At 44.2% G+C, this 22,417-nt stretch carries 17 protein-coding genes and 2 pseudogenes; 14 read left to right on the top strand and 5 right to left on the bottom strand.

Going from position 1 to position 22,417, the window contains the following annotated elements; genetic code table 11:
* Positions 1-116: 116 nt before the first annotated feature.
* Entirely contained in the window at positions 117-788 is a 672-nt protein-coding gene (locus O9H85_RS07030; RefSeq protein ID WP_269880598.1) for a response regulator transcription factor, read from the bottom strand.
* A 358-nt stretch (positions 789-1,146) separates the two neighbouring features.
* Here O9H85_RS07030 and O9H85_RS07025 point away from each other — a divergent pair, with 358 nt between their 5' ends.
* The 5 genes and pseudogenes from O9H85_RS07025 to O9H85_RS07005 all read left to right on the top strand — a co-directional run bounded on the left by O9H85_RS07025 (position 1,147) and on the right by O9H85_RS07005 (position 7,202).
* Positions 1,147-1,293 (top strand): hypothetical protein, encoded by a 147-nt coding sequence (locus tag O9H85_RS07025; protein ID WP_269880597.1) that lies wholly within the window; start codon positions 1,147-1,149, stop codon positions 1,291-1,293.
* Positions 1,294-1,315: 22 nt separating this feature from the next.
* Positions 1,316-2,278, top strand: a pseudogene (locus tag O9H85_RS07020) (alkaline phosphatase family protein); the annotation flags it as partial.
* Between the two features lie 208 nt (positions 2,279-2,486).
* Positions 2,487-4,295: an alkaline phosphatase family protein gene (locus O9H85_RS07015; protein WP_269880596.1), complete on the top strand. Its 1,809-nt coding sequence runs from the start codon at positions 2,487-2,489 to the stop codon at positions 4,293-4,295.
* Between the two features lie 132 nt (positions 4,296-4,427).
* Positions 4,428-6,959 carry a bifunctional YncE family protein/alkaline phosphatase family protein gene (locus O9H85_RS07010; protein ID WP_269880595.1) on the top strand — a complete coding sequence of 844 codons (2,532 nt, stop codon included), beginning with the start codon at positions 4,428-4,430 and terminating at the stop codon, positions 6,957-6,959.
* A gap of 84 nt (positions 6,960-7,043) precedes the next feature.
* A complete protein-coding gene (locus tag O9H85_RS07005) occupies positions 7,044-7,202 on the top strand; it encodes a hypothetical protein (protein WP_269880594.1) in 159 nt (52 codons plus the stop codon).
* Here the strand turns inward: O9H85_RS07005 and O9H85_RS07000 are convergent.
* The 4 genes and pseudogenes from O9H85_RS07000 to O9H85_RS06985 form a co-directional block, all read right to left on the bottom strand.
* On the bottom strand, positions 7,176-8,399 hold the full coding sequence (locus tag O9H85_RS07000; protein WP_269880593.1) for a Ger(x)C family spore germination protein: 1,224 nt from the start codon (positions 8,397-8,399) through the stop codon (positions 7,176-7,178). The genes O9H85_RS07005 and O9H85_RS07000 overlap by 27 nt on opposite strands.
* Before the next feature lie 61 nt (positions 8,400-8,460).
* Positions 8,461-9,555: a GerAB/ArcD/ProY family transporter gene (locus O9H85_RS06995; RefSeq protein WP_269880938.1), complete on the bottom strand. Its 1,095-nt coding sequence runs from the start codon at positions 9,553-9,555 to the stop codon at positions 8,461-8,463.
* Between the two features lie 424 nt (positions 9,556-9,979).
* Positions 9,980-10,495 (bottom strand): annotated as a pseudogene (locus O9H85_RS06990) (Ger(x)C family spore germination C-terminal domain-containing protein).
* Positions 10,496-10,603: 108 nt separating this feature from the next.
* The gene (locus O9H85_RS06985; RefSeq protein ID WP_269880592.1) at positions 10,604-11,707 is read right to left on the bottom strand and encodes a GerAB/ArcD/ProY family transporter; all 1,104 of its coding nucleotides are present in this window, start codon (positions 11,705-11,707) and stop codon (positions 10,604-10,606) included.
* A gap of 125 nt (positions 11,708-11,832) precedes the next feature.
* Here O9H85_RS06985 and O9H85_RS06980 point away from each other — a divergent pair, with 125 nt between their 5' ends.
* The 9 genes from O9H85_RS06980 to O9H85_RS06940 all read left to right on the top strand — a co-directional run bounded on the left by O9H85_RS06980 (position 11,833) and on the right by O9H85_RS06940 (position 22,383).
* Complete coding sequence (locus O9H85_RS06980) at positions 11,833-13,341, top strand: spore germination protein (RefSeq protein WP_269880591.1); 1,509 nt, start codon at positions 11,833-11,835, stop codon at positions 13,339-13,341.
* Positions 13,319-13,552: a hypothetical protein gene (locus tag O9H85_RS06975; protein WP_269880590.1), complete on the top strand. Its 234-nt coding sequence runs from the start codon at positions 13,319-13,321 to the stop codon at positions 13,550-13,552. Before O9H85_RS06980 ends, O9H85_RS06975 begins: the two co-directional genes overlap by 23 nt.
* 221 nt (positions 13,553-13,773) lie before the next feature.
* Positions 13,774-15,303: a spore germination protein gene (locus O9H85_RS06970; protein ID WP_269880589.1), complete on the top strand. Its 1,530-nt coding sequence runs from the start codon at positions 13,774-13,776 to the stop codon at positions 15,301-15,303.
* Positions 15,303-16,442 carry a Ger(x)C family spore germination protein gene (locus O9H85_RS06965; protein ID WP_269880588.1) on the top strand — a complete coding sequence of 380 codons (1,140 nt, stop codon included), beginning with the start codon at positions 15,303-15,305 and terminating at the stop codon, positions 16,440-16,442. The genes O9H85_RS06970 and O9H85_RS06965 overlap by 1 nt, the downstream gene beginning before the upstream one ends.
* A gap of 49 nt (positions 16,443-16,491) precedes the next feature.
* Positions 16,492-17,577, top strand: a complete 1,086-nt coding sequence (locus tag O9H85_RS06960) for a GerAB/ArcD/ProY family transporter (protein WP_269880587.1) — start codon at positions 16,492-16,494, stop codon at positions 17,575-17,577.
* A 231-nt stretch (positions 17,578-17,808) separates the two neighbouring features.
* Positions 17,809-18,849, top strand: coding sequence for a LacI family DNA-binding transcriptional regulator (locus tag O9H85_RS06955; RefSeq protein WP_269880586.1), 1,041 nt, complete (start codon positions 17,809-17,811; stop codon positions 18,847-18,849).
* A 442-nt stretch (positions 18,850-19,291) separates the two neighbouring features.
* A complete protein-coding gene (locus tag O9H85_RS06950) occupies positions 19,292-20,173 on the top strand; it encodes a carbohydrate ABC transporter permease (RefSeq protein WP_333474171.1) in 882 nt (293 codons plus the stop codon).
* Positions 20,174-20,185: 12 nt separating this feature from the next.
* Entirely contained in the window at positions 20,186-21,010 is an 825-nt protein-coding gene (locus tag O9H85_RS06945; RefSeq protein WP_269880585.1) for a carbohydrate ABC transporter permease, read from the top strand.
* 44 nt (positions 21,011-21,054) lie between these two features.
* Complete coding sequence (locus tag O9H85_RS06940; protein WP_269880584.1) at positions 21,055-22,383, top strand: extracellular solute-binding protein; 1,329 nt, start codon at positions 21,055-21,057, stop codon at positions 22,381-22,383.
* Positions 22,384-22,417 lie beyond the last annotated feature (34 nt).

Here is a 22,417-nt window from a genome sequence, read left to right as displayed (position 1 = left end):
TGCTCTCGATAAACTTTTTATGACGATCGAGAAGCTCCGTATCATCGGTCAGCGGACTATTGGAAAAATGGTCTTGAAGCTCCGCCATCGGGGATAGACGATCCGGATCCGCCTCTTCATTGCAGCATGTACCCCTCACTCCGTACCGTTTGAATATAGCCCTGCTCTCCGTAAGAACTCAGCTTTTTGCGGACATAACTTATGTAAACCTCCACGGTATTGATCTCCACCTTGGCCTCGGTTCCCCAAATTTCGTCCAGTAATTGATCCCGCGTCAACACTTGGCCCGGATTCAGGAGGAAAAGCCTGAGGATGTCGAATTCTCTCTTGGTCAAGTGGATCTCTTGTTGCGCCCGAAACACGGTCATCCTTTCAACATCCATGGTGATATCTCGATAGGAGAGATGGACAGGTTTAGTTGCGCTCGCTTCCAGTCTGCGGAACAATGCCCTCATACGGGCTAGCATCTCTACTATGGCAAAAGGCTTAGGGAGGTAATCGTCTGCTCCGCTTTCCAGACCTTGAATCCGATCCTCGACGGTGTCCCGCGCAGTAATCATAATGATCGGCGTCCGGCTGCGCATCCGAATCATTTTGCACAACTCGATACCGTCGAATCCGGGAAGCGTGACATCCAACAGGATTAGATCCCACTCTTTGGCCAGCGCCATACGCAGACCGGTTTTCCCATCATAAGCACAGGAAACGACAAAGCCTTCGTAATTCAGCTCCAGTTCTATAAATCGGGCGAAAGGCTTCTCATCTTCTACCAACAAAATCTCCTTCATGTTTATTAGCCCCTAGATTAAATTTACATAACTCGAAACTCCGAATTGGTCCATACTCCGAATTGGTCCATTATAATTTTTCGAATCTTCTTGCTATTTTTGCGCGGTACACCAAAATTCGGCTGATTGAGAAGGACGATGGTTCCGTGACTTCTATCAATTTAGTTAATTCTCACTCCCTCCCATATCCTACCAATAGACTATTATTTCTTTGAAAACCGGTAGTTCTAATGTCTCGTTTTTTTTAACAGACCTCTCAAGTTTGCGCTATTATTTTGTGCTAATATCTAAACCGTACTCTAGTACAGCTAGAGCCGGAAGTCAATTTTAAATCAAATTTCTGGAGGGTTGACGAAACTTGAAAAAGCTTGTCAAGGGAAAGAAAAAGCTCATTGCAGGTGTCGTTTTGTCAGCATTATTGCTCGGCTCGGGCAGTATTTTTGCCGCTTCTTCACTCGTTGTAGGAGCCAAAGGAGACGGTACTGGGGTAAACCCTCACGGTTAGTCCAAACGCACATAAGCTCGCCGAGCAGTTTGTCACTTTAGATAACTTCTATGTCGATGCGGAAGCCAGTCCGGATGGACATGACTGGACGGTGGCGGGGATAGCAAACGATTTTAAAGAAAAATCTTATCGTCAATCGGATCATCTTTATGACTACGTAGGAACGGATCCGGCTGAATATTCCCAGAACGGTCACATTTGGAACAACTTTATGAATAATGGCCTGTCGTTCCGTGACTATGGCGAATTTACTCAAAAAGATACAACTGCGAATCAATGGGTGCCGAACGATAAATCGATAGGCAACAATTATGACATCAATTACCCGGGTTGGACATTAAGTTATACGGACCTGCAGCGTTTTGACGAATGGAACAATGAGTTCCAGCATTTCGTTAAAAACGGAAATCTTCCGGCTTTAGAAGTCGTACAAATGCCTGGGGATCATACGAACGGTACAAGTCCTAACACCTATACGCCTCAAGCGTTTGTAGCACAGAATGACCTTGCTATCGGGAAAATGGTGGAAGCAGTTAGCCATTCCCCGTACTGGAAGGATACGGCGATTTTCGTTGTCGAGGACGATTCGCAGTCTGGAACGGTTCATGTGGACGGCCACCGCTCTCCGGCGCTTGTCATCAGCCCGTATACGCAAACCGGCCAAGTGGACAGCACCTTCTATAGCACGTCATCCATGCTTCGTACAATGGAATTGTTTTTCGGACTGAAGCCGATGACCCAATTTGATGCATCCGCCATTCCTATGGTGAATTCGTTCACCATTCATCCGAACTTTGCACCATACGAGATAGAGCAGCCGCAGTATCCGATTGACCTGAAGAACGGTCAAAATGCACCGATGGCGCAAGTATCGGCGAACATGGACTTCTCCAAACCGGATGCTGCAGATCCTGATACCCTTAACCGCGTGTTATGGGCGGCTACTAAAGGAAATCAACCGTATCCCGAATTAAAGAATAATTAATTTCCAATTGTCGATCAAATAACGATATATTCAAAACTATCAAATTTTAACAACACATAGCCAACCTAGGCTTAATTAATCATAGAATATGACCAATTAGGCCTATGGCTAAACTCAAAAGAGAAGGAATTATGATTGCCTTTTTTTGAGTGTTCGGCAATCTATCAGCAAGAGTCAATCTGAATAAAATTAAAGGAGGAAATACAAAATGAAAAAGGGCATTCGTTATTTAGTTGCATCAACAAGCGCTCTTTTGTTAGCAGCAACACCATTTACTGCATTGGCGTCCGCAGCTCCGTCTCCCACCACTTCTTCACCAATCAAACACACGGTTGTAATCTTCCAAGAGAACCGGTCTTTTGACAACTACTTTGGTACGTATCCTTATGCACCGGGCTTTAACCCGCTAGGCGGCACGCCGCAAGATGTAAGAAACTTTAAATATGTAACCGGTAATACGGTAAAAGATGTGAGCGGCAATGTCTACAATCCGGATGATAACGGTAATCCGGTTTACCCTTGGCACGATGCTGGTAAAGCCGATGTTCAAGAAGTAGACGTCAACCATAATTATGCAGACATGATCACGATGGTAGACGGCGGAAAAATGGACAAGTTCTATACAATGAATTCCAAAGGCACACCGTTAAACCCCGAGCGCGGAAAATTGTCCATGTCTTACTTCAACTACAATGATATCCCCGCTTACTGGCAGTATGCTCAGCACTTTGCCTTGGCCGATAATTTTTTCCAACCTGTTTCGGGTCCGTCCACACCAGGAGCGTTATATCTTGTAGCAGCGCAATCCGGTAATGGGTCATCTGCGGCAAACAGTAAGGATCCTAATTCACAAATCACCGGTGACCCAACGCCTAAAAACGGTCCATTTGGTGGAGATAATAGCGCTGGACTGACATACAACCTCACATACAAAAACATTGGCGATGAGTTGACCGACTCGAAACAATCCTGGGCATGGTATTCCGGAGGTTGGGATGCGGCAAAAGCAGCAACAAATTCAACCAAACCTGCTTTGGACAAAACTAGCCTTTCAACGGTTTCGCCTGAGGCGTTGAAATATTCACCGCACCACAATCCGTTCCAATATTTTCAAAACTATGAGGACGGAAAATATGACAATAACTTAAAAGACTATAATCATTTTGCTGAAGATCTTCGAAATGGAACTCTGCCGCAAGTCAGTTTTATTAAAGCCGGTTATGGGGACGACGAGCATCCGGGCCTCGGAAATCAAAGTACACCATCCGCCGAGGACTTTACCGTTGAAACGATAAACCAAATTATGAATAGCCCTTACTGGAAAGATACGGCTATCATTATCACTTATGATGAGAGCGGCGGTTTTTACGACCATATGGCTCCACCGGCGGCTGTTAAAACGGCGGACGGACTGGTTGGAAACGGTCCGCGTATACCGGCACTGGTTATTTCGCCTTATGCAAAGCAAAATTATGTCAGCCATGTGCAATACGATCATACGTCCATTTTGAAGTTCATTGAAACAAACAATAATTTACCGGCTTTAAACAATCGTGATGCTGCCGCCAACAATTTAACGGACATGTTTGATTTTAACCATCCAGACTTTACACCTTATATGTATCAAGATGACAATAGCAAGTCGGTATCTCCTTGGGGAACACCTGCTAAGGTTCAGTTTAACAATGCTCTTCTTGCTCACGGGCTAAATGGAGAAAATGCCTTTGTAAAAGATGGCAAAACAATGATTCCAATCGTGGATCTTGCGCGTAACCTGAATGCTGAAGTATCTTATGACAGCAAACCTCAAAAGGTAACAGTTCAATACAACGGACATTCAGTAGAACTTAATTTGCACTCCGATAAGGTAAAAGTAGATGGAAAACCTATCAAAGTGAAGGATGCCATTTGGGTTAGCCCAAGCAGCCATGGTTACATCTCCGCGGAATCGCTTGTAGATTTGCCGAATCTTTCGGTAACTACAAATGACCAAGGAACAATAATTCAAACAAAGTAAGCAACCGGATTGTTGCCACAAACGTCCACTAAATAATATTAGCGGATACAAGATCGATCCCAGATCGTTCCTTGTATCCGCTAATGTTGATGGATCATCCGAAATCAATTCTCTTAAAAGGAGACGTTGACTTTGAAAATAAAGAAGAAAAAACTCATTTCTGGAATTCTATTGACATCATTGGTACTTAGTTCAGGTACGGCTTTCGCTTTTAACAGCTTTCCGTTCCCCTGGGGCGCTCAAGTTGACAAATTTGCCAACGGGTGGACGCTAACCCCTGCCGGCGAACAAGTCAAGCTCGGCGACCGTCCATATGGAATGACCATGAGTCCCGACGGCCAAACGTTATTGATCAGCAACAATGGCCAGTCTACTCAGTCCATTATGGTAGTCGACCGTAAGAGCGGCAAGGTGATCCAAACCATCCCGTATAAAGCGCCCGAAGCTTTATTCTTAGGCGTTGTCTATAGCCCTGACGGTAAAAAGGTTTATGCCTCCGGCGGCGGGAATAACAAAATCCGTGTTTATGACGTACAAGGACAACAGCTCAGCGAGACGGCTCCGATCCTAATGCCGGCTACGGATGCCAACGGTAAAAAAATGAACACGTTCCCGGCCGGACTTGCGATCTCCTCCGACGGCAAGACGCTGTATGCGGCTAATAATCTGCACGACTCGATGTCGATCATTGACCTGCCAAGCGGCAGCGTCAAAAAAACCATACAAGTCGGACACAACCCTTATTTGGTTACCCTTTCCAAAGATGGAGCGACGGCCTACGTAAGCAATTGGGGAGGAACAACCGTTTCGGTCATCGATACAGCCAGCGCAGCCGTTTCGGGGACTATTGAAGTAGGGGCGCATCCTAGTGCTATGCGGTTAAATCCTGTTCGAAACGAGCTTTATGTAGCGAATACCGATAGTGATACCGTGTCCGTTATTGACACAGCCAAAAACCAGGTGGCGCGAACCATCGAATTGGCGCCTTACAAAGGTGCAAAAGAGGGAAGCAGCCCGGATGCGCTGACGGTTTCGCCGGACGGCAATTCCTTGTATGTGGCGAACGCGGGGAACAATGACGTCGTGGTCATCCGCCTCGCCAAAGACGGCGAAGATAATAAGCAAGACAAAATCGAAGGCATGATCCCGACCGCCTGGTACCCGACAGGCATTGAGGTTTCGCAAGACGGCAAACAGCTTTATGTAGCGAACTCCAAAGGATACGGCGCAGGACCGAACCCGAACGGGTCGAACCCTTATGATAAAAACCCGACGCCGGCGGATCAGTATTCCGGTTCGATGGAGATTGGTACTCTCTCCATTATTGATGTGCCGGCCGCGAATGAGCTTGCCCACTATACCAAACAGGTTGTAGGCAATAATGGCTTTGACGAACGGGATAAGGTACGTACGGTCAAAGGATCCAACGACCAACAAGTGATTCCCCGCCACGTCGGCGATCCTTCACCGATCAAGCATGTGATCTACGTCGTCAGAGAAAACCGTACCTACGATCAAGTATTGGGGAGCCTTGGAAAAGGCAATGGAGATCCGAATCTTAATCTCTTTGGAGAGGAATCGGCGCCCAATACCCGCCAGCTCGCACGCCAATTTGTGACGTTGGATAATTTCTTTGCGGACGGGGAGGTTTCGTCGGACGGATGGAACTGGACGGTAGCCGGGATGGCGAACACTTATGTGCAGAAAACGTGGCCGGCGAACTACTCTGGCCGGAACCGCATTAAAGACACCTACGCCGATAATATCTCTTCGATTCCGAACGGCAACTTTGAAAATGCGTATATTTGGGACAGGCTCGCACAGAACAATATCAGCTACCGCAACTACGGATTTTACGCTTATCCCGGATATTACCTTCCGTCCAGCTTGCCTGGTCTGATACAGCACTCGGATACGGCTTACCCTCCCTACGATATGAAAGTTAAAGATCAAGTCAGGGTGGACGAATGGCTGAAGGAATTCAAAACATACGAGAGCAACGACAACTTGCCGACCGTACAGCTTGTCCGCCTTCCTATCGACCACACGGTCGGAACTTCAGTAGGCCAGCCTACACCAAAAGCGATGATGGCGGACAACGACCTTGCCCTTGGTCGCCTCGTAGATACCGTATCGAAATCGAAATACTGGAAGGACACGGCAATATTTGTCGTCGAGGACGACGCACAGGACGGATCGGATCATGTCGACGCCCACCGTACGGTTGCCTTGGTAATCAGTCCTTACACGCAAACCGGTAATGTGGATTCCACACATTACACGACCACTTCCATGCTCCGTTCGATGGAACTGATCGTTGGCGTGCCGCCGTTGACGCAATTTGACGCATCCGCTCTCCCAATGTTTAACGCGTTTACGGACAAACCGAATTTCAAAACGTACGATGCGATCACGCCGAAACAATCGCTTGACGAAGTGAACAAGCCAAACGCTCCGTTAGCCGCCGAATCGTCTGCCATGGACTTTTCGGTCGAAGACCGGGCGCCGGCACAGCGCTTGAATCTGGCGATTTGGCAAAGCGTCAAAGGCGCCGGCAGCCAAATGCCCGAAGTGAAGTCGAGCATTCGCAGTCAAAAGAACAGCGATAACGCCGGAAACGCCGAAGCGGCGGAAGAGAACGGACATTTACAAATCAATTGGTAGTAACAAGGTATGGAATGTGATAATCTCCCCATATTCCTGGGTTTTGGTGCTCAGGGATATGGGGTTTTCACTGCAAGGATTCCAATGACGATCAAAGCAGTAAAACCGATCCGGAAGGAAAAGGTCGGCCGTCTGAACGTGGAAGTGTACGCAAACCGCAGCGAGCTGGGGGCTGCCGCGGGACGGGATGCAGCGGAAAAAATGAATTTCACATCATTATTTCACGATTTCTTGTTTTCTTAATTGCAAAGCCGGTCCTGTAAGCCCCGTATTTCGTATGCTCACCTCAACCTTCACGGAAATGTCGGCTTCCTTGAATTTCTTTTGCCAATCGTTTTTTAAGCTCTTCCATACATCCGGGTGCTGCCGATGCATATGATCATCAAATCTAAAAACATCGACTCCCAGTTTTTGCATTTTGGTAATCATTTTGGCGATGCGTTTTTCAAGTTCTTTATTCAGTGCCGTTTCAACGAGCTTTATATTTTTTGATGCTCTGAGATCCAGGTTGGTATTATTCTCATTAAGCTTTCCTGCCGCCGTTAACAGTACGGAAATGTTCACCTTTTGATCCGGACTAATCGAGGTATTGATCTTGCTTTTCAGTTTCCTGGCATCCAATGTAACGGTGCCTTCCCCCTCCGGAATATATCCTGTCAGTGTATAAAACCTTTTCCTACCTGACATCCAAAACCTGTCCAAAGCTTCTGTAAAGCTTAAATATCCAACCAATTTAAGTTGTTTGTCAAAAACAGCTCTACCTGCAAATTTAATCGTTCTGGTCGTGTTTTTTTGGTCCTTACTGTCAGATGAATTTCTTCCGGATGCTGCTTCTTCTACGATTTCAACGACTGGCAAAGTGGGGCTGCTTGTTTCGCTGCTTGCGGTCTTGAGAAAATCGATGAGCGACATTCCAGCTGGGCCGCCCAAATGCTTGTTCGTTTTTAGAATGGCCAGTGCCGGAATACTTTCAAGAGGATATGACACTTTCAACAAATTCAGCGCTGTGTTATTTTTAACCACCCATATATCGGATCGTAATCGCGTGTTTGGATTTCGGCTATATTCATCTGATATTTTTTCAAGACCGTACTTTGCCAATGTCTCCCCAATAAAAATGTTTTGTCGATGACTAAAGAATAATTGCCGCGAGAGTTTCGATTGCATGTTGTGGCCGGCGTCTAGTAAGCTTTTCCCGGTTGCCGTTACAGTAATAAATGCCTGATCACCCCCGGCTCCTGTTGACCCTCCTCCTTGTGCAGTATGTATTCTGGACGCAACGATAATTTGATCGCTAAGTGCAAACGTATCTTTATTAATAATATCGACTCCCGATCCTACCACAATCGAAATATCATTTAACTCGATCCGATTCCAGCAACCTGTTATGAATATCATTGTTCCGAATAAGAGTATACACATCAAGCACGTATGTTTCATACCGATTCTTCCCCTTAGATCGTAATGACAGGTTATGCATCATTCTTTACGATATTTTTAGCTAAGTGTTAGCGCGTTCTGCTTTGCGGCGTACTAATCCGACGATCCATAGTAAAAGCGGAATGGCAATCATATTGATCGGCAGCAAAATCGGTATCCCAATCCTCTTGGGAAAATCAATCGAAGTTCGATCAATATTACTCGGAATCATCGCACCGATGATTACTATACAAGTGATGGACCAAAGGACATATCGCCACTTTTTAATCCCCAGCCACTGGGCGGTGCCGTAACCGGCAACGAACAGATACAAAGACATTTTGATGAACACGCTGAAAAACCATAAGATAATTCCGAGAGTTTCCAAATTTTGCATGAATTCCATGGCGGAAATCATTCTTACCGCGTCGTAAATCGGAAACCACATATTTGACGCCAAAGCTGTACCGAAAATCATCAAAGTGATCATGATCCAGTATATGAGTAACAAGCTTGCCGCAGCAACGCCCCATATCGCTCTTGACGGCGCTTGTTCGGGCTTTGACATGAATGAAACAAGCATCATTATGATGATCGATTCGCCAAGAAAATCGGCTCCCGGCAAAGCTCCTTTCAGAATGGCAGCCAAGCCCGTATCGACGAAAATAGGAAAAATTGCGGTGCGATCCAAATCCCTAAATAACAAAAACGTCATGGAGAAAGCCATAGCATAAGATATAGGTCCTACAAGCTCACTTAACCTTCCTAAGCATTGAGGTCCTCCGCTGGCTGCAATGGTCACAACCAAACCCATCGGTATGATGACCGCCAGTAAGGGTGTCCGAGACAGAAGATTCATTACCATGAAATCGGTGAACTGGCGTAAAACAACGGCAATCAGAGAATACCACATCAGCAAATATGGGATCATAACAAGCTTTCCGAGCCACTTGCCCAATATCGTTTGGCTGTATTCGATTAATGTCTGCCCGGGATAAAGCAAACTCAGTTTGGTTGCGACAAATGTGATGATAATGCCTATAACCGCTGCGACGGCCATCGCAATCCAGGCGTCCTGCTTGGCTTCTACGATGGTCGGACTTATGGTCAATAAAGCGGTCATTCCAAATTCCATAGTCGTAATGATCCAGAAAATCTGACTTCCAGATAATTTCATGCTTGACAAGTGAATTCACCTACTCATTAGACATGTTTATTGTATTATGAAGATTCATGTGAAGTAATATACATATAATTTCTTTGGATGGAAAACATTAGCAGGAGAGGCTTCTCGACACGCTGACGCTGCGCCGCTGGGGGGAGAAATAGGATGTCACCCATCTGATCTGCTATCTCGCTTCCGAGTTCGCCGCATATAATTTCGGCACGATGTTTGATATAAGCGGCGGGAAGCTGGCGATGCAAATACAGCGGGTCGCTTACGAGCAAGCGGAGGCTATGAGTCACGGTTCGTTCTGTGCGACGTATCGGTTGAGGCGGAAGTTCGTTCGATGATTGATTTCGACGAAACGGTACAAGCATCGATTATGAAGCGGCTTTAGATATCGCGGCCAGTTTTAGTACCATGAAAAAAGGTTTCATTATTTCACGATTTTTTGTTTTCTAAATTGCAAAGCTGGACCTGTAAGCCCTGTATTCCGTATGCGTACCTCAACCTTTACTGAAATGTCGGCTTCCTTGAAGCTCTTTTGCCAATTTCTCTTTAAGTTTTTCCATTCACCTGGGTGTTGCCGATGCATATGATCGTCAATTCTAAATACATCGGCCCCCAGTTTTTACATTTTGGCAATCATGTTGCCAATACGCTTTTTCAGTTGTGCATTCAGTGCAGTTTCCAAGGTCTTTATATTTTTTGATGCTCTAAGATCCAGGTTGGTATTTTTCTCGTTAAGCTGTCCTTCGGCCGTCAGCAGTAAGGAAATGCTCACTTTTTGATCCGGACTAATTAAGGTATTGATCTTGCATTTGAGATTCCGGGCATCCAATGTAACGGTGCCTTTCCCCTTCGGAATATATCCGGTCAACGGAAGATATACTTTCCTGCCTAATATCCAATACCTGTCCTCAGCTTCTGTAAAGCTTAAATAATTAACCAATCTAAGTTGTTAACCTGTAATAAGTAGTACTGTGCCGATTAAGATTAAACACGTCAAGCACTTTTGTTTCACACCGATTCCCCTTAGATCGTTTTTCAACTATTTTAGCTAAGTGTTAGCGCGTTCTGCTCTGCGGCGAACTAACCCGACTATCCATAGCAAAAGCGGAATGGCAATCATATTTATTGGCAGTACAAACGGGATCCAAAATGTCTTGGGAAAATCAAGCGAAGATCGGTCAATATTTCTCGGAATCATCGCACCGATGATTACTATAAAAGTGATGGACCAAAGGACATATCGCCACTTTTTAATCCCCAGCCACTGGGCGGTGCCGTAACCGGCAACGAACAGATACAAAGACATTTTGATGAACACGCTGAAAAACCATAAGATAATTCCGAGAGTTTCCAAATTTTGCATGAATTCCATGGCGGAAATCATTCTTGCCGCGTCGTAAATCGGAAACCACATATTTGACGCCAAAGCTGCACCGAAAATCATCAAAGTGATCATGATCCAGCATATGAGTAACAAGCTTGTCGCAGCAACGCCCCATATCGCTCTTGACGGCGCTTGTTCGGGCTTTGACATGAATGAAACAAGCATCATTATGATGATCGATTCGCCAAGAAAACTGGCTTCCGGCAAAGCTCCTTTCAGAATGGCAGCCAAGCCCGTATCGACGAAAACAGGAAAAATTGCGGTGTTATCCAAATCCCTAAATAACAAAAACATCATGGAGAAAGCCATAGCATAAGATATAGGTCCTACAAGCTCACTTAACCTTCCTAAGCTTTGAGGTCCTCCGCTGGCTGCAATGGTCACAACCAAACCCATCGGTATGATGACCGCCAGTAAGGGTGTCCGAGACAGAAGATTCATCACCATGAAATCGGTGAACTGGCGTAAAATAATGGCGATTACAGAATACCACATCACCAAATAAGGGATCACAACAAGCTTTCCGAGCCACTTGCCCAATATCGTTTGGCTGTATTCGATTAATGTCTGCCCGGGATATAGCAAACTCAGTTTGGTTGCGACAAATGTGATGATAATGCCTATAACCGCTGCGACGGCCATCGCAATCCAGGCGTCCTGCTTGGCTTCTACGATGGTCGGACTTATGGTCAATAAAGCGCTCATGCCAAATTCCATGGTGGCAATCATCCAAAAAATCTGTTTCCCCGATATTTTCATACTTGACATGTGAATGATCACCTGCTCCTCACAAATGTTTATAATATTATTAAGATTCATGTGATGTTCTATACATATATTTTCTTTTGGCGGAAAACATTAGAGTAATGCATTCGGTAGAGGAGAACGAATAGATGAATCGATTCGGATTTTTCAAGCGTGGAAAAGGGAGACATCGACAAAATAATGATCATATTGTTCCTTCAACGTCATTAATCAACATTTCACAATCGGAACTGAGTCGTGATGTAATTGAAAATGAAAAAACTTTCAGGAAAATATTTGAAAACACCTTTGATGTCATTTTTCGAGCCATTCCTTCAAATTATACTCCCCAAGTGTTGTTGATCTATATTGATGGCTTGGTGGATACCAAGCTGCTGGACGAGGTATTGTTAAAGCCGATAATGTTTCAAGGTATTCCAAGGGGGATAGAGCAACCGGAAGACATCGGACAAACGATCCGTGATCAACTGGTTCCGCTAGCGCAAACAAAAACAGTTACTAAGATTAGCGAAGCGGTAGATGGCATACTGAAATCGAAAGTCCTCATTCTCGTCAATGAGCAATCCGACGCCTTAATGGCGGATATCGCAGGGTTTGAAAAACGCTCCATTGAAGAACCGCCTGCGGAATCAGTTGTTCGCGGACCGAGAGAAGGATTTACGGAGACTTTGATTGTTAATACCAGCCTTTTACGTCGAAAATTAAGACATCCGAGCTTGAAGATGGAAAATCGAACCATCGGCGAGGAGGCTAAAACGGACATCGTTATTGCTTATATCAAAGGAATTGCTTCGGAGACGGTACTGGAGGAAGTACGTAAACGATTGGACCGTATTGTAACGGATCCCATTGTCGGTACTAATTTGGAAGAATTCATTGAAGATCAGACGTTTTCTCCGTTTCCGCAAATTCAGAACACGGAACGTCCCGATATTGTCGCAGCTAGTCTGATGGAAGGAAAAGTAGCGATTATTGAGGACGGTAATCCGTTTGTTCTGATCGTACCTATGACGTTCTGGACGGGATTGCAAGCTGCCGATGACTACTATGAAAGATTTATTTATTCCAGTCTAGTTCGAATCCTTCGGATCATTTTATATCTCATGTCCATTTACCTTCCTTCTCTCTATGTTTCCTTGACGAGTTATCATCCGCAGTTAATTCCAACCAATTTGCTTCTTGCATTTGCGGCTGCGCGGGAAGGAGTGCCGTTTCCGGCGGTATTTGAAGCTTTAATTATGGAATTCATTTTTGAAGGTCTGCGGGAAGCGGGCATTCGTTTACCCAAAACGATCGGCTCGGCCGTTAGTATCGTCGGAGCTCTTGTTATTGGCCAAGCCGCCGTACAGGCCGGTATCGTTTCGGCTCCGATGGTTATCGTCGTATCTACGACCGGGATTGCTTCTTTTACGATTCCGCGATACAACATGGGGACCGCTACCCGAATGATTCGTTTTCCCATGCTTATTCTTGCCGGAATGTACGGCCTGTACGGAGTGGCGCTTGGGACTATGATTTTGATGATCCATCTGGTCAACCTCAGATCGTTTGGGGTACCTTACCTAAGTCCCGTTGCTCCTCGAACTTTCCGAAATTTAAAGGATGTTTTTATTCGTGCCCCAAGAAGGAGGGCTTGATCCGGCACTCAACACATCAAACGCTCAATCATCGAGCATGGATATAAAGAGCCGCGACATGATGGCGGCGGTTTACCCGGACGTTAAGGATTTCCGTGCGCCACTGGACGGTTATGAAACGCTTCTCAGTAATGATAAGGCGAAAAAACTGCTCAATTGGCAGCCGTTTCATTCTTGGCGCGATAATGTAGCTGTTGTACAAGGCCAATAATTATAGTTCGCAAGAACGACATGAACCCTGTAATAAATATGGGAAATAGATAATTGCGAAAGGCTGGACCCGATAGTGGGCGCCACATTTGCTCAGCGTAAAATAGTCCCTGTCCTTTCACAACAAGGTAGGGACTATTTTACGTTTCCACAAAAAGAATCATTTTTATAAAATTGGATATAATACCAAACATTATCGCAGCACGAAGGTAGAGGACAATAATGGATAGGATCCGAAAGTCACATGTATGGGAAAATATACTTCAAACCAATAACAACCACTCCATCGAAAATGCGAGTCAACATATCAGCAAAAACATCATAGAGAATGAGCAAATTTTAAAAAATATATTTCAAAATTGTTCGGACATTATGTTTCGTGAGCTTACAATTCATGGACAAACCAAGCTATTATTGATCTACGTTGACGGTATGATCAATACAGATATCATTATGTCAAACGTTATAAAACCATTAATGTACGATGGGCTGCCTCAAGGTCTTGGCACGGTCGACAGTATCGCACAGATGTGCGAGCAGAATCTCTTTTCCGTTTTACAAACCATGAAGCTTTCCAGCTTTGGAGATATAGCTGAACAGATTTTAAAGGGAAACCTTGCGATCTTGGTCGATGGGGAACCTAACGCTTTACTTGCCGATGTCAAAATGTTTGAGACCCGAAGCATACAAGAGGCTGCAAATGAAGCTTCCCTTCGGGGAACCAGAGAAGGGTTTACCGAGAACCTGCGTACGAATACCACGCTGATACGCAGGATCATTGCAACACCGAAGCTGAAAATCGAATCATTAAAAGTCGGAAAACTGACGCAGACCGATGTAGTTGTTGCTTATATTGAAGGAATTGTTTCAATGTCCGTATTGAATGAAGTTCGTAAAAGAATTAATCGGATACAACTCGAAGGTATACTTGAATCGGGATATATTGAGGAATCCATTGAAGACAGCCATTTTTCTCCCTTTCCGCAAATGCTGAACACGGAGCGTCCGGACGTGGTCGCCGCTGGATTGCTTGAGGGAAGAGTAGCCATATTAACCAATGGAACTCCATTTGCGCTAGTAGCTCCAATGACGTTCTGGGCCGGGTTACAGGCACCGGACGATTATTATGAGCGGTTTTTGTTTGTATCCGTGAATCGATGGATTCGCTATATCTTTGCTCTCTTTTCGGTTCTGTTCCCTTCCATGTATATTGCGTTAACCAATTTTCATCAGGAGATGATCCCTCCAAAGCTCATGATGAATATTGCGGCGCTGCGGGATAAGGCACCGTTTCCGACAGTGATTGAAGTCCTTATCATGGAGTTCATGTTCGAAGCTTTGCGCGAAGCGGGGATCCGCTTGCCGCAACAGATAGGTCCTCTCGTAAGTATTGTTGGGGCATTAGTCATTGGGGAGGCTGCAGTCCGCGCCGGAATCATTTCCGCGCCTATTGTCATCGTCGTATCGGCTGCCGGAATCGCATCGTTTGTCATTCCGCGATATCGATTCAGTTTTCCCGCGCGGATGTTAAGATTCCCTTTATTGATACTTTCCGGAGTACTAGGCCTATATGGTTTGGCGATCGGGATCATTGCGATATTAATTCATCTAATTCAATTAAGTCCATTTGGGACTCCTTATCTTACCCCAATTGCTCCGATAAGCACCCGCGGGCTTAAGGATGTGTTGTTACGTTGGCCCCGAAAGCCCGCAATAATTACAGAACCTAAAGATGAGAGGGATCATCATTGATGAGAGCAGTTAAACTTTGTTTATTATTGCTCCTAACCGTATCGAATACAACCGGTTGCTGGAACCTTAGGGAACCGAATCAACTGGCATTCGATTTAGGATCAGGACTTGATTTAACAAAAGACGGACTGTTTGAATTCAGTGCTCAAATAGCAATACCTTCGGGAGTTGGCGGTGGACAAGACGGTGGCGGTGGAAATAAGAAAGAAAGCTTCCGTACATTAAGCGCTACTGGGGAAAACATTTACGATGCGATTCAAAAATTACAGACAAAGCTATCGCGAAAGGTGTTTCTCGGGCATCGCCAGATCATCCTTATCGGACAACGAATGGCCGAGTTTGGAATGAGTAAGTTTCTCGACGAGTTTGTTCGTAATCCTGAATCGGAGATGCGTTCCTTGGTATATGTCGTGAAAGAAGGTCAAGCGAAAGACATACTTAATGTGAACCCGTTTTTTGACCCGTTTACAGCGAATGCGCTCGTAAGTGGACTGGATATTTTAGCTTGGAAACACAATTATTACCGAGATTTTTTGTCTGATGCTTTGAGTCAAGGAATACAACCCATGGTTCCGGCGGTTAGCTTAACTGCCTCTTCGAAGTTTATTTACTCTGGAGCTGCAATTTTTAACAAAGATAATGGCATGAAATTAGTGGGATTCTTGAATATTAAAGAAGCTGTCTATGCTAATTGGATTAGGGACAGACAAGAAAATTCTTCTGTAACAGCTTTCGTAACCCAAGGAAATGGCAACGTAAGCGTAAAGCTGCAATCATTAAACAGGCGTATTCGCGTGAAAATGGTCAATGAGCGAATGAAAATTGACGTCCATCTCACTGGAAAAGGAACGATTGTCGAAAACAATTCCAGCTTAAATCCCTCCAAACCAAAGGATCTCCAAATCATACAAGACGAACTCGGTCAAACGACTCAGCGATCTATTAATCAGCTGATTGAAAAAGTTCAGAAGCAGTACAAGACAGATATCTTCGGGTTTGGCGAAAGCGTTCATCAACAATACCCTCATCAGTGGAAAACGTTAAAAGATAATTGGACCGAAACTTTCCCTCAGCTTCCGGTTTCTGTCCAAGTAGAGCTTCAATGCAAGGATCCGGGCCGAAGCAACTCGTCTCCGTAATCCTAGCTTGGTTCCGGTTGTTTATTATGGAGAGGAGTGTTAAGGACTTATGAAGCTGTCAGGTATGCAAATTTTTTGGATTATTGCTACGATTGAAATCGTGATGGGGATCTGGTTAACGATAACGTCAACAATCGAATTATCGAAACAAGATGCATGGATTTCGATGCTGGTCGCTGGGGTTGCGGCTGCAGCCTTAACCTTACTTTATGCTCGTCTGAGCTCTCTCTACCCCAACCAAACGTTAATCGAATTTAGCAGAACTTTGATGGGGAAATGGTTGGGGGGAATGATTGTCCTTCCGTATTTCATTGTCTGGTATACGCTGCCTGCCGTCTTTCTGCGAGTATTTGGAGACTTTATCCATCTTCTTTTTCTCGACAGAACACCCGTGTGGTTCATCATGATACTTCCTCTAGGCTTATCGATTTATTTAACCTATTCCGGAGGGATTACGGGTATCGGACGATTTGCCGAAATAGCGGGGCCGATTCTATATTTGGCGTTCATTGTCAGCTTCATTCTTAATGCACCCAACGTAAAATGGGATCAATTGCTGCCAGTCTATTCCGATTCCGGATGGGTAAACATTTTAAAAGGAGCGCTTACTCCTGCTTCTTATCTTGCAGAATCGTTCATGCTATTGGTTATCGTTTCCTTTATGCACAATCCCCGTAAAGCGCCTTCACGATCCATGCTGGCTATAGGCTTAAACACTCTCATCCTTTTTATTGCCGCATTCATGGTGGTACTGGTCTTTGGACCAAATGTATCGGGCAAGCTCAGGTTCCCTTATTTTATGATGGTAAGATCCATCGATATCATGAATTTCATTCAAAACGTCGATATCGTCGTTGTCTTTATCTGGATTTTCGGAGTGTTTACTAAATTGTCAATCTATTTGTTTATCACCAGCTATGAGATGGCACAGTTAATAAACATCAAAGATTGGCGGAAAATCATATGGTTCGGGGCACCGGCAATTTATATCATGGCTTGTTTGATTCCGAATGAGACCATTCTCGGTTTGTATCCCTTATTGTGGAGATCTCTGATCATCCCCGTTTGCGGTATCGGAATTCCTCTTTTATTATGGATCATTACGGTCGTTAAAAAGAAAGCTGTCAATCTATAAATATACATATTCCTAGAACTTTCCGAAATTTAAAGGATGTTTTATTCGTGCCCCAAGAGGAAGGGCTTAATCCGGCACTCAACACATCAAACGCTCAACCATCGGTTGGGCGTTATTGGTTTTTATTAGGAGGCGGTTGACAGACGATAATAGGATGTGAAAAAATATAAAAATATAATTCAATTAATAGAAATGATATTTGTTAAAAAATGATTAGATAAGGTGAACCCAATGGAAAAGCGTGTAACTATTTATGATATTGCCAAAGCAGTGGATGTCTCTGTTGCAACCGTATCTAGAGTGCTGAGCAATAGCTCCTATCCCGTTAGTCCCGAATTAAAAAGAAAAATAAAAGCGGCGGCGAAAGAGCTTGGTTATAGGCCTAATATGATTGGAAGACAATTGAAGACAAATAACAGCATGACGATCGGCGTGATCATTCCCTCAATAAGCAATCCTTTTTATGCCAATGTGGTCCTTGGAATTGAAGAAATTGCACGAAGAAGCGGATATCACGTGTTATTGTGTAATTCCCAGCATAGCCCTGAATTAGAAGCTGAATACCTGCAAACGCTCTTCGATAAGCAAGTGAAAGGAATCATTATTTCCTCCATTTCAGAACAGAAGGATTTAATTAATGAATATATATCCAAAGGGCTTATTGTTATATCTATTGATCAGACAATCGATAATCCGGATGTCTATCAAATAGGTTTCGATTATAAAAAAGGCGGATATCTAGCGACAAAATACTTAATTGAAAACGGCCACAGAAAAATAGCCTATGTTACTGCGCCTATGAATCGTCCCAGCAGACATGACATATTTAAAGGGTACCAGGAAGCTCTGCTTGAATCGGGAATCACATTGCAGGAAGGCTGGCTTCAAGAATCGGCTTTGGACGATATTGAATATCAAGGCAATGCTTATGAGTTCCGTAACGGTCGAGAATTAGTCCGCAAATTATTGGATCTTGACGACCGGCCTACGGCAATATTGGCGTGCAATGATCTAACGGCCTTGGGAATCATTAATGAACTTCATTTTCAGGGCGTTGAGGTCCCCAATCAAATTTCCGTTATTGGTTTTGATAATATTGAGCTGTCACAAATGGTTGTTCCGTCACTGACCACCATAGATCATCCCAAATTAGAGATGGGCCGGTTTGCATGCAATCTACTGCTGGATATGGTAAACAGCAAACCTATAGCTCTTAAAGAAATCATACTGCAGCCGAAGCTGATCATTCGTAATTCTACAAGTCGCAATTGACAGGATTTAGTAATGCTATTTTTAAAAAATTACCATTTCAGCATCATAGAAATCGATTACTATAAAATATATTGATTAAGTAAAAAAAAGCTTTTGAGATTATGTTAATTATGCTATAATCATCTATGTAATGAATAGTGACATGTAAAGTGCTAAAAATGATTGCGAGAGAGGATGATTATCGATTTTAATTAACATAATAAGTTAAAGATGTAATAAAAAAGGGTGCCGGATTTGAGAATAATTATTTTGTTCTATGAACAAGCTTAATTAGCGCTGGAGGTGCATCCATATTTAAGAACAATTTATTGGAAATGTATTTCTTTTGTAGATAAGAAATCGATTTCCGAAGTAATAGTAATCGATTTCTATAGCTCGGCTTTTTCAAGATGATGTCAGATTCCTTTGAGTTCTTGTATGAAAAGTTACAGAGGTGAAATCTATGCGAAACCGAAAGGGTATATTTGGAGTATTGTTCATATCACCGGCATTTCTTTTTATCTTTTCCTTTATGATTTACCCGCTGGTTTACTCGTTTTATATAAGCTTGAATAAATTTAACTTTGTTTATGACACCAATCCGCAATTTAATGGGATTGGAAATTATATTAAAGCTTTTCAAGATCCCGCTGTCCTCGTTGCCATGAAAAACACGTTCACGTTCGGTATATGGTATTTTGTTTTGATTATGCTTCTCTCGTTGGCGATAGCCCTGCTGCTCTTCCATATCAAGCGGGGAAACGAAGTGCTTCGAACTATCATTTTTATGCCAATCGTGGTACCGCTTTCTTTATCTGCGTTAGTGTTTATGTGGATTCTTCAAGAGAATTACGGTCTTCTCAACTTTATACTGCGGGACGTGCTGAAGCTGTCATTTTTGGCCAAGCCTTGGCTCAATAACGGGACGACCGCCATGGGAAGCCTTATCGGTGTCGGATTGTGGGCTACCGTAGGCTTTGAAACCATTCTGTTTCTCGGCGGGATTCAGTCGATCTCCAAGGAAGTTTTGGAGGCAGCCGAAATTGACGGAGCGAGCGGAATAAAGCGAATTGTAAGCATCATTCTCCCCAACTTAAGGGAGACCTATGTATTGACCGGCTTGTGGGCCATCCTGCACGGGTTGAAAGTGTTTGTTGAACCGATGGTTATGACAAACGGAGGACCGGGTAACTCCACCTTGGTCATGTACCAGGAAATTTATTTTACAGCCTTCTCGAATTTCGATATGGGCTACGCTTCCGCCATGGCGTATATTCTTGGGGCGATAACCATGGTGTTTGCCTTAATTAATTTTTATTTGAACAGGTCAAAGGACCATGCGTAAGGGGGAGAAGCTATGGTTACAACCGCGCCTATAAAACTGATCAACTATCTCCTGCTGATTGTGGTATCCGTCTTTATAGCGACTCCATTCGTATACACTTTGTTGGATTCATTCAAGACGCAACAGGAGATTTTTCAAGTTCCGCAATCCTTTTTACCTAAAAATTTCGTCTTGGATAACTACGCGAATATCCTTACGGGAAATTTTATCGATTACTTCTTAAACAGTGTCATTATTACGATTTGGGGCGTTGTGCTTGTCGTGATTTTGAGCGCTTTGGCCGGATACGCTTTTGCGAGGCTTCCCTTTAAAGGGCGTGAGGTTTTATTAGTGGCACTTCTTTTGATCATCACGATGCCGCTCGCTATATTCCTTATTCCTATGTATATGATGGAAAATACATTTGGAATTTTGAATACGAAGCTGGGCTTAATCCTGCCCAATGTCGCCGTTGTTCTGCCTTTCGCCATTTTTATTATGCGCGGGACGTTTGTGGGGATTCCCAAGGAGATTGAAGAATCTGCGGAGATGGATGGATGTGGAGTAGTCCGGACTTGGTGGCATATTATGATGCCGATTGCAAAAAACGGCCTGGTTATTATCATCATCCACGCCTTTTACAACATTTGGGGGGAATATACGCTAGCCAAGACACTGTCGACGGATCAGACGTCGATGCCATTAACGGTAGGCTTGACGTTATTTAAAGGGGAAGTTTGGGCGTTTGGCACATTATCTTCCGTCATTGTCCTGTCAATGCTGCCCCCGATCATCATCTTCATATTGTTCCAGCGGCAAATGGTTGAAGGCATCACGCAAGGATCGATTAAAGGGTAATAGGCTGAAGGTTACAAAAATATAATAGAAAAGAGGAGAAGTCGATGTCCCAAAGTAAGTTTAAGGCTTTTGCCGTATTAAGCGTATGTTCCGCTCTTGTTTTTGCGTCAGCCTGTTCGAAGGCCCCTCAAGGTGCTTCGGGAAATCCGTCCGGCGGCAGTGCGTCCGGAGGTCCGGAACCGAAAACGTTAAAAATAGCCCCTGACGCATGGATGGTCGAAAAACTGCAGCTCAATACCGCAGTAGCCAAATTCAAAGAAAAGCATCCCGATGTCAATGTGGTGCTCCAACCCTACCCGGATAAAACCGTGCTGGCTAACTTCGCTTTACAGTGGAGTCAAAACAAAACGGATGCCGATATCGTTATGGTAGACGGTTCGCAGGAAGCCGTTCAGTATATGGCCAAAGACTTGCTGCTTGATTTCAACAAGACGGACTTTTTCACAGGTGCAACGGCAAAAGACAAGTTTGTGGGAACTGCTCTGAAATTCGGGGATGTGAACGGCTTTCAATTTGCCATACCTTTCAGTCTGGAAACTTACGCGATTAACGTCAATAAGAAGATGTTCCAAGAAGCGGGTTTAACTGACGCGCAAGGTAACGTGATCCAGCCTAAAAACTGGGATGAAATCTATCAATATGCCAAGAAGCTGACGAAAAAAGACGGCAATAAAGTAACCCAGCAAGGAATGACAATTCAATGGGGCCCGAATGCCCAGTCAACGCTTATTGCCGTAGAGCAAGCGGCCAGAGGAAGCTTCTATAAAGATAACAGCAACGTTCTGACATTCGATACGCCGGAAATGAGAAACATTTTGAGTATTTGGAAAAAAGGAGCGGACGAAGGCGTATTCTCCATCGATACGTTTACGAATAAAGACGCCGGCCGCAATAATTTTGACGCCGGGCAAGTGGCGATGCTTCTGCAAAGCGGTTCGACTGCGGCGGAAGCTGAACCGACGATTGGCAAAGGGAATTCGACAGTTATCCCAATCCCGGGCTCCGACAAAAACGGCTCCTATGCGTTTACCGCAGGAATCATTGTGCCGAAAGCTACCAAAGCTCCAAAGCTTGCGGTTCAATTCATTCAAGAAGCGTTAATGGACAGCCAAGTTCAGAATGACGGAGCGACCAAATGGGGTAAGCTTCCGGTTATCAACGATTACTTCGATAAAATTAACGCGGAATGGAAAACCAATCTGTATACGATTATTCAAAAATCCGTAACCGCTCCGTTCTACAGGGATTATCCTGTCTTAGACAAAAATATGCCGGTTGAATTGCAAAACTACTTAACCGGGAAGGAAGATTTGGATACATTTATCAAAAATGCGGAAAAAATGATCGACGGCATCAATAAAAACGTGAAATAAGAAACGATATCCCCTTGAAAGTGAGGTAGCGCAA

This window comes from Paenibacillus gyeongsangnamensis, assembly GCF_027533625.1.
GTDB classification, from domain to species: domain Bacteria; phylum Bacillota; class Bacilli; order Paenibacillales; family NBRC-103111; genus Paenibacillus_G; species Paenibacillus_G gyeongsangnamensis.
This window is presented reverse-complemented; position numbering and strand designations above follow the sequence as displayed.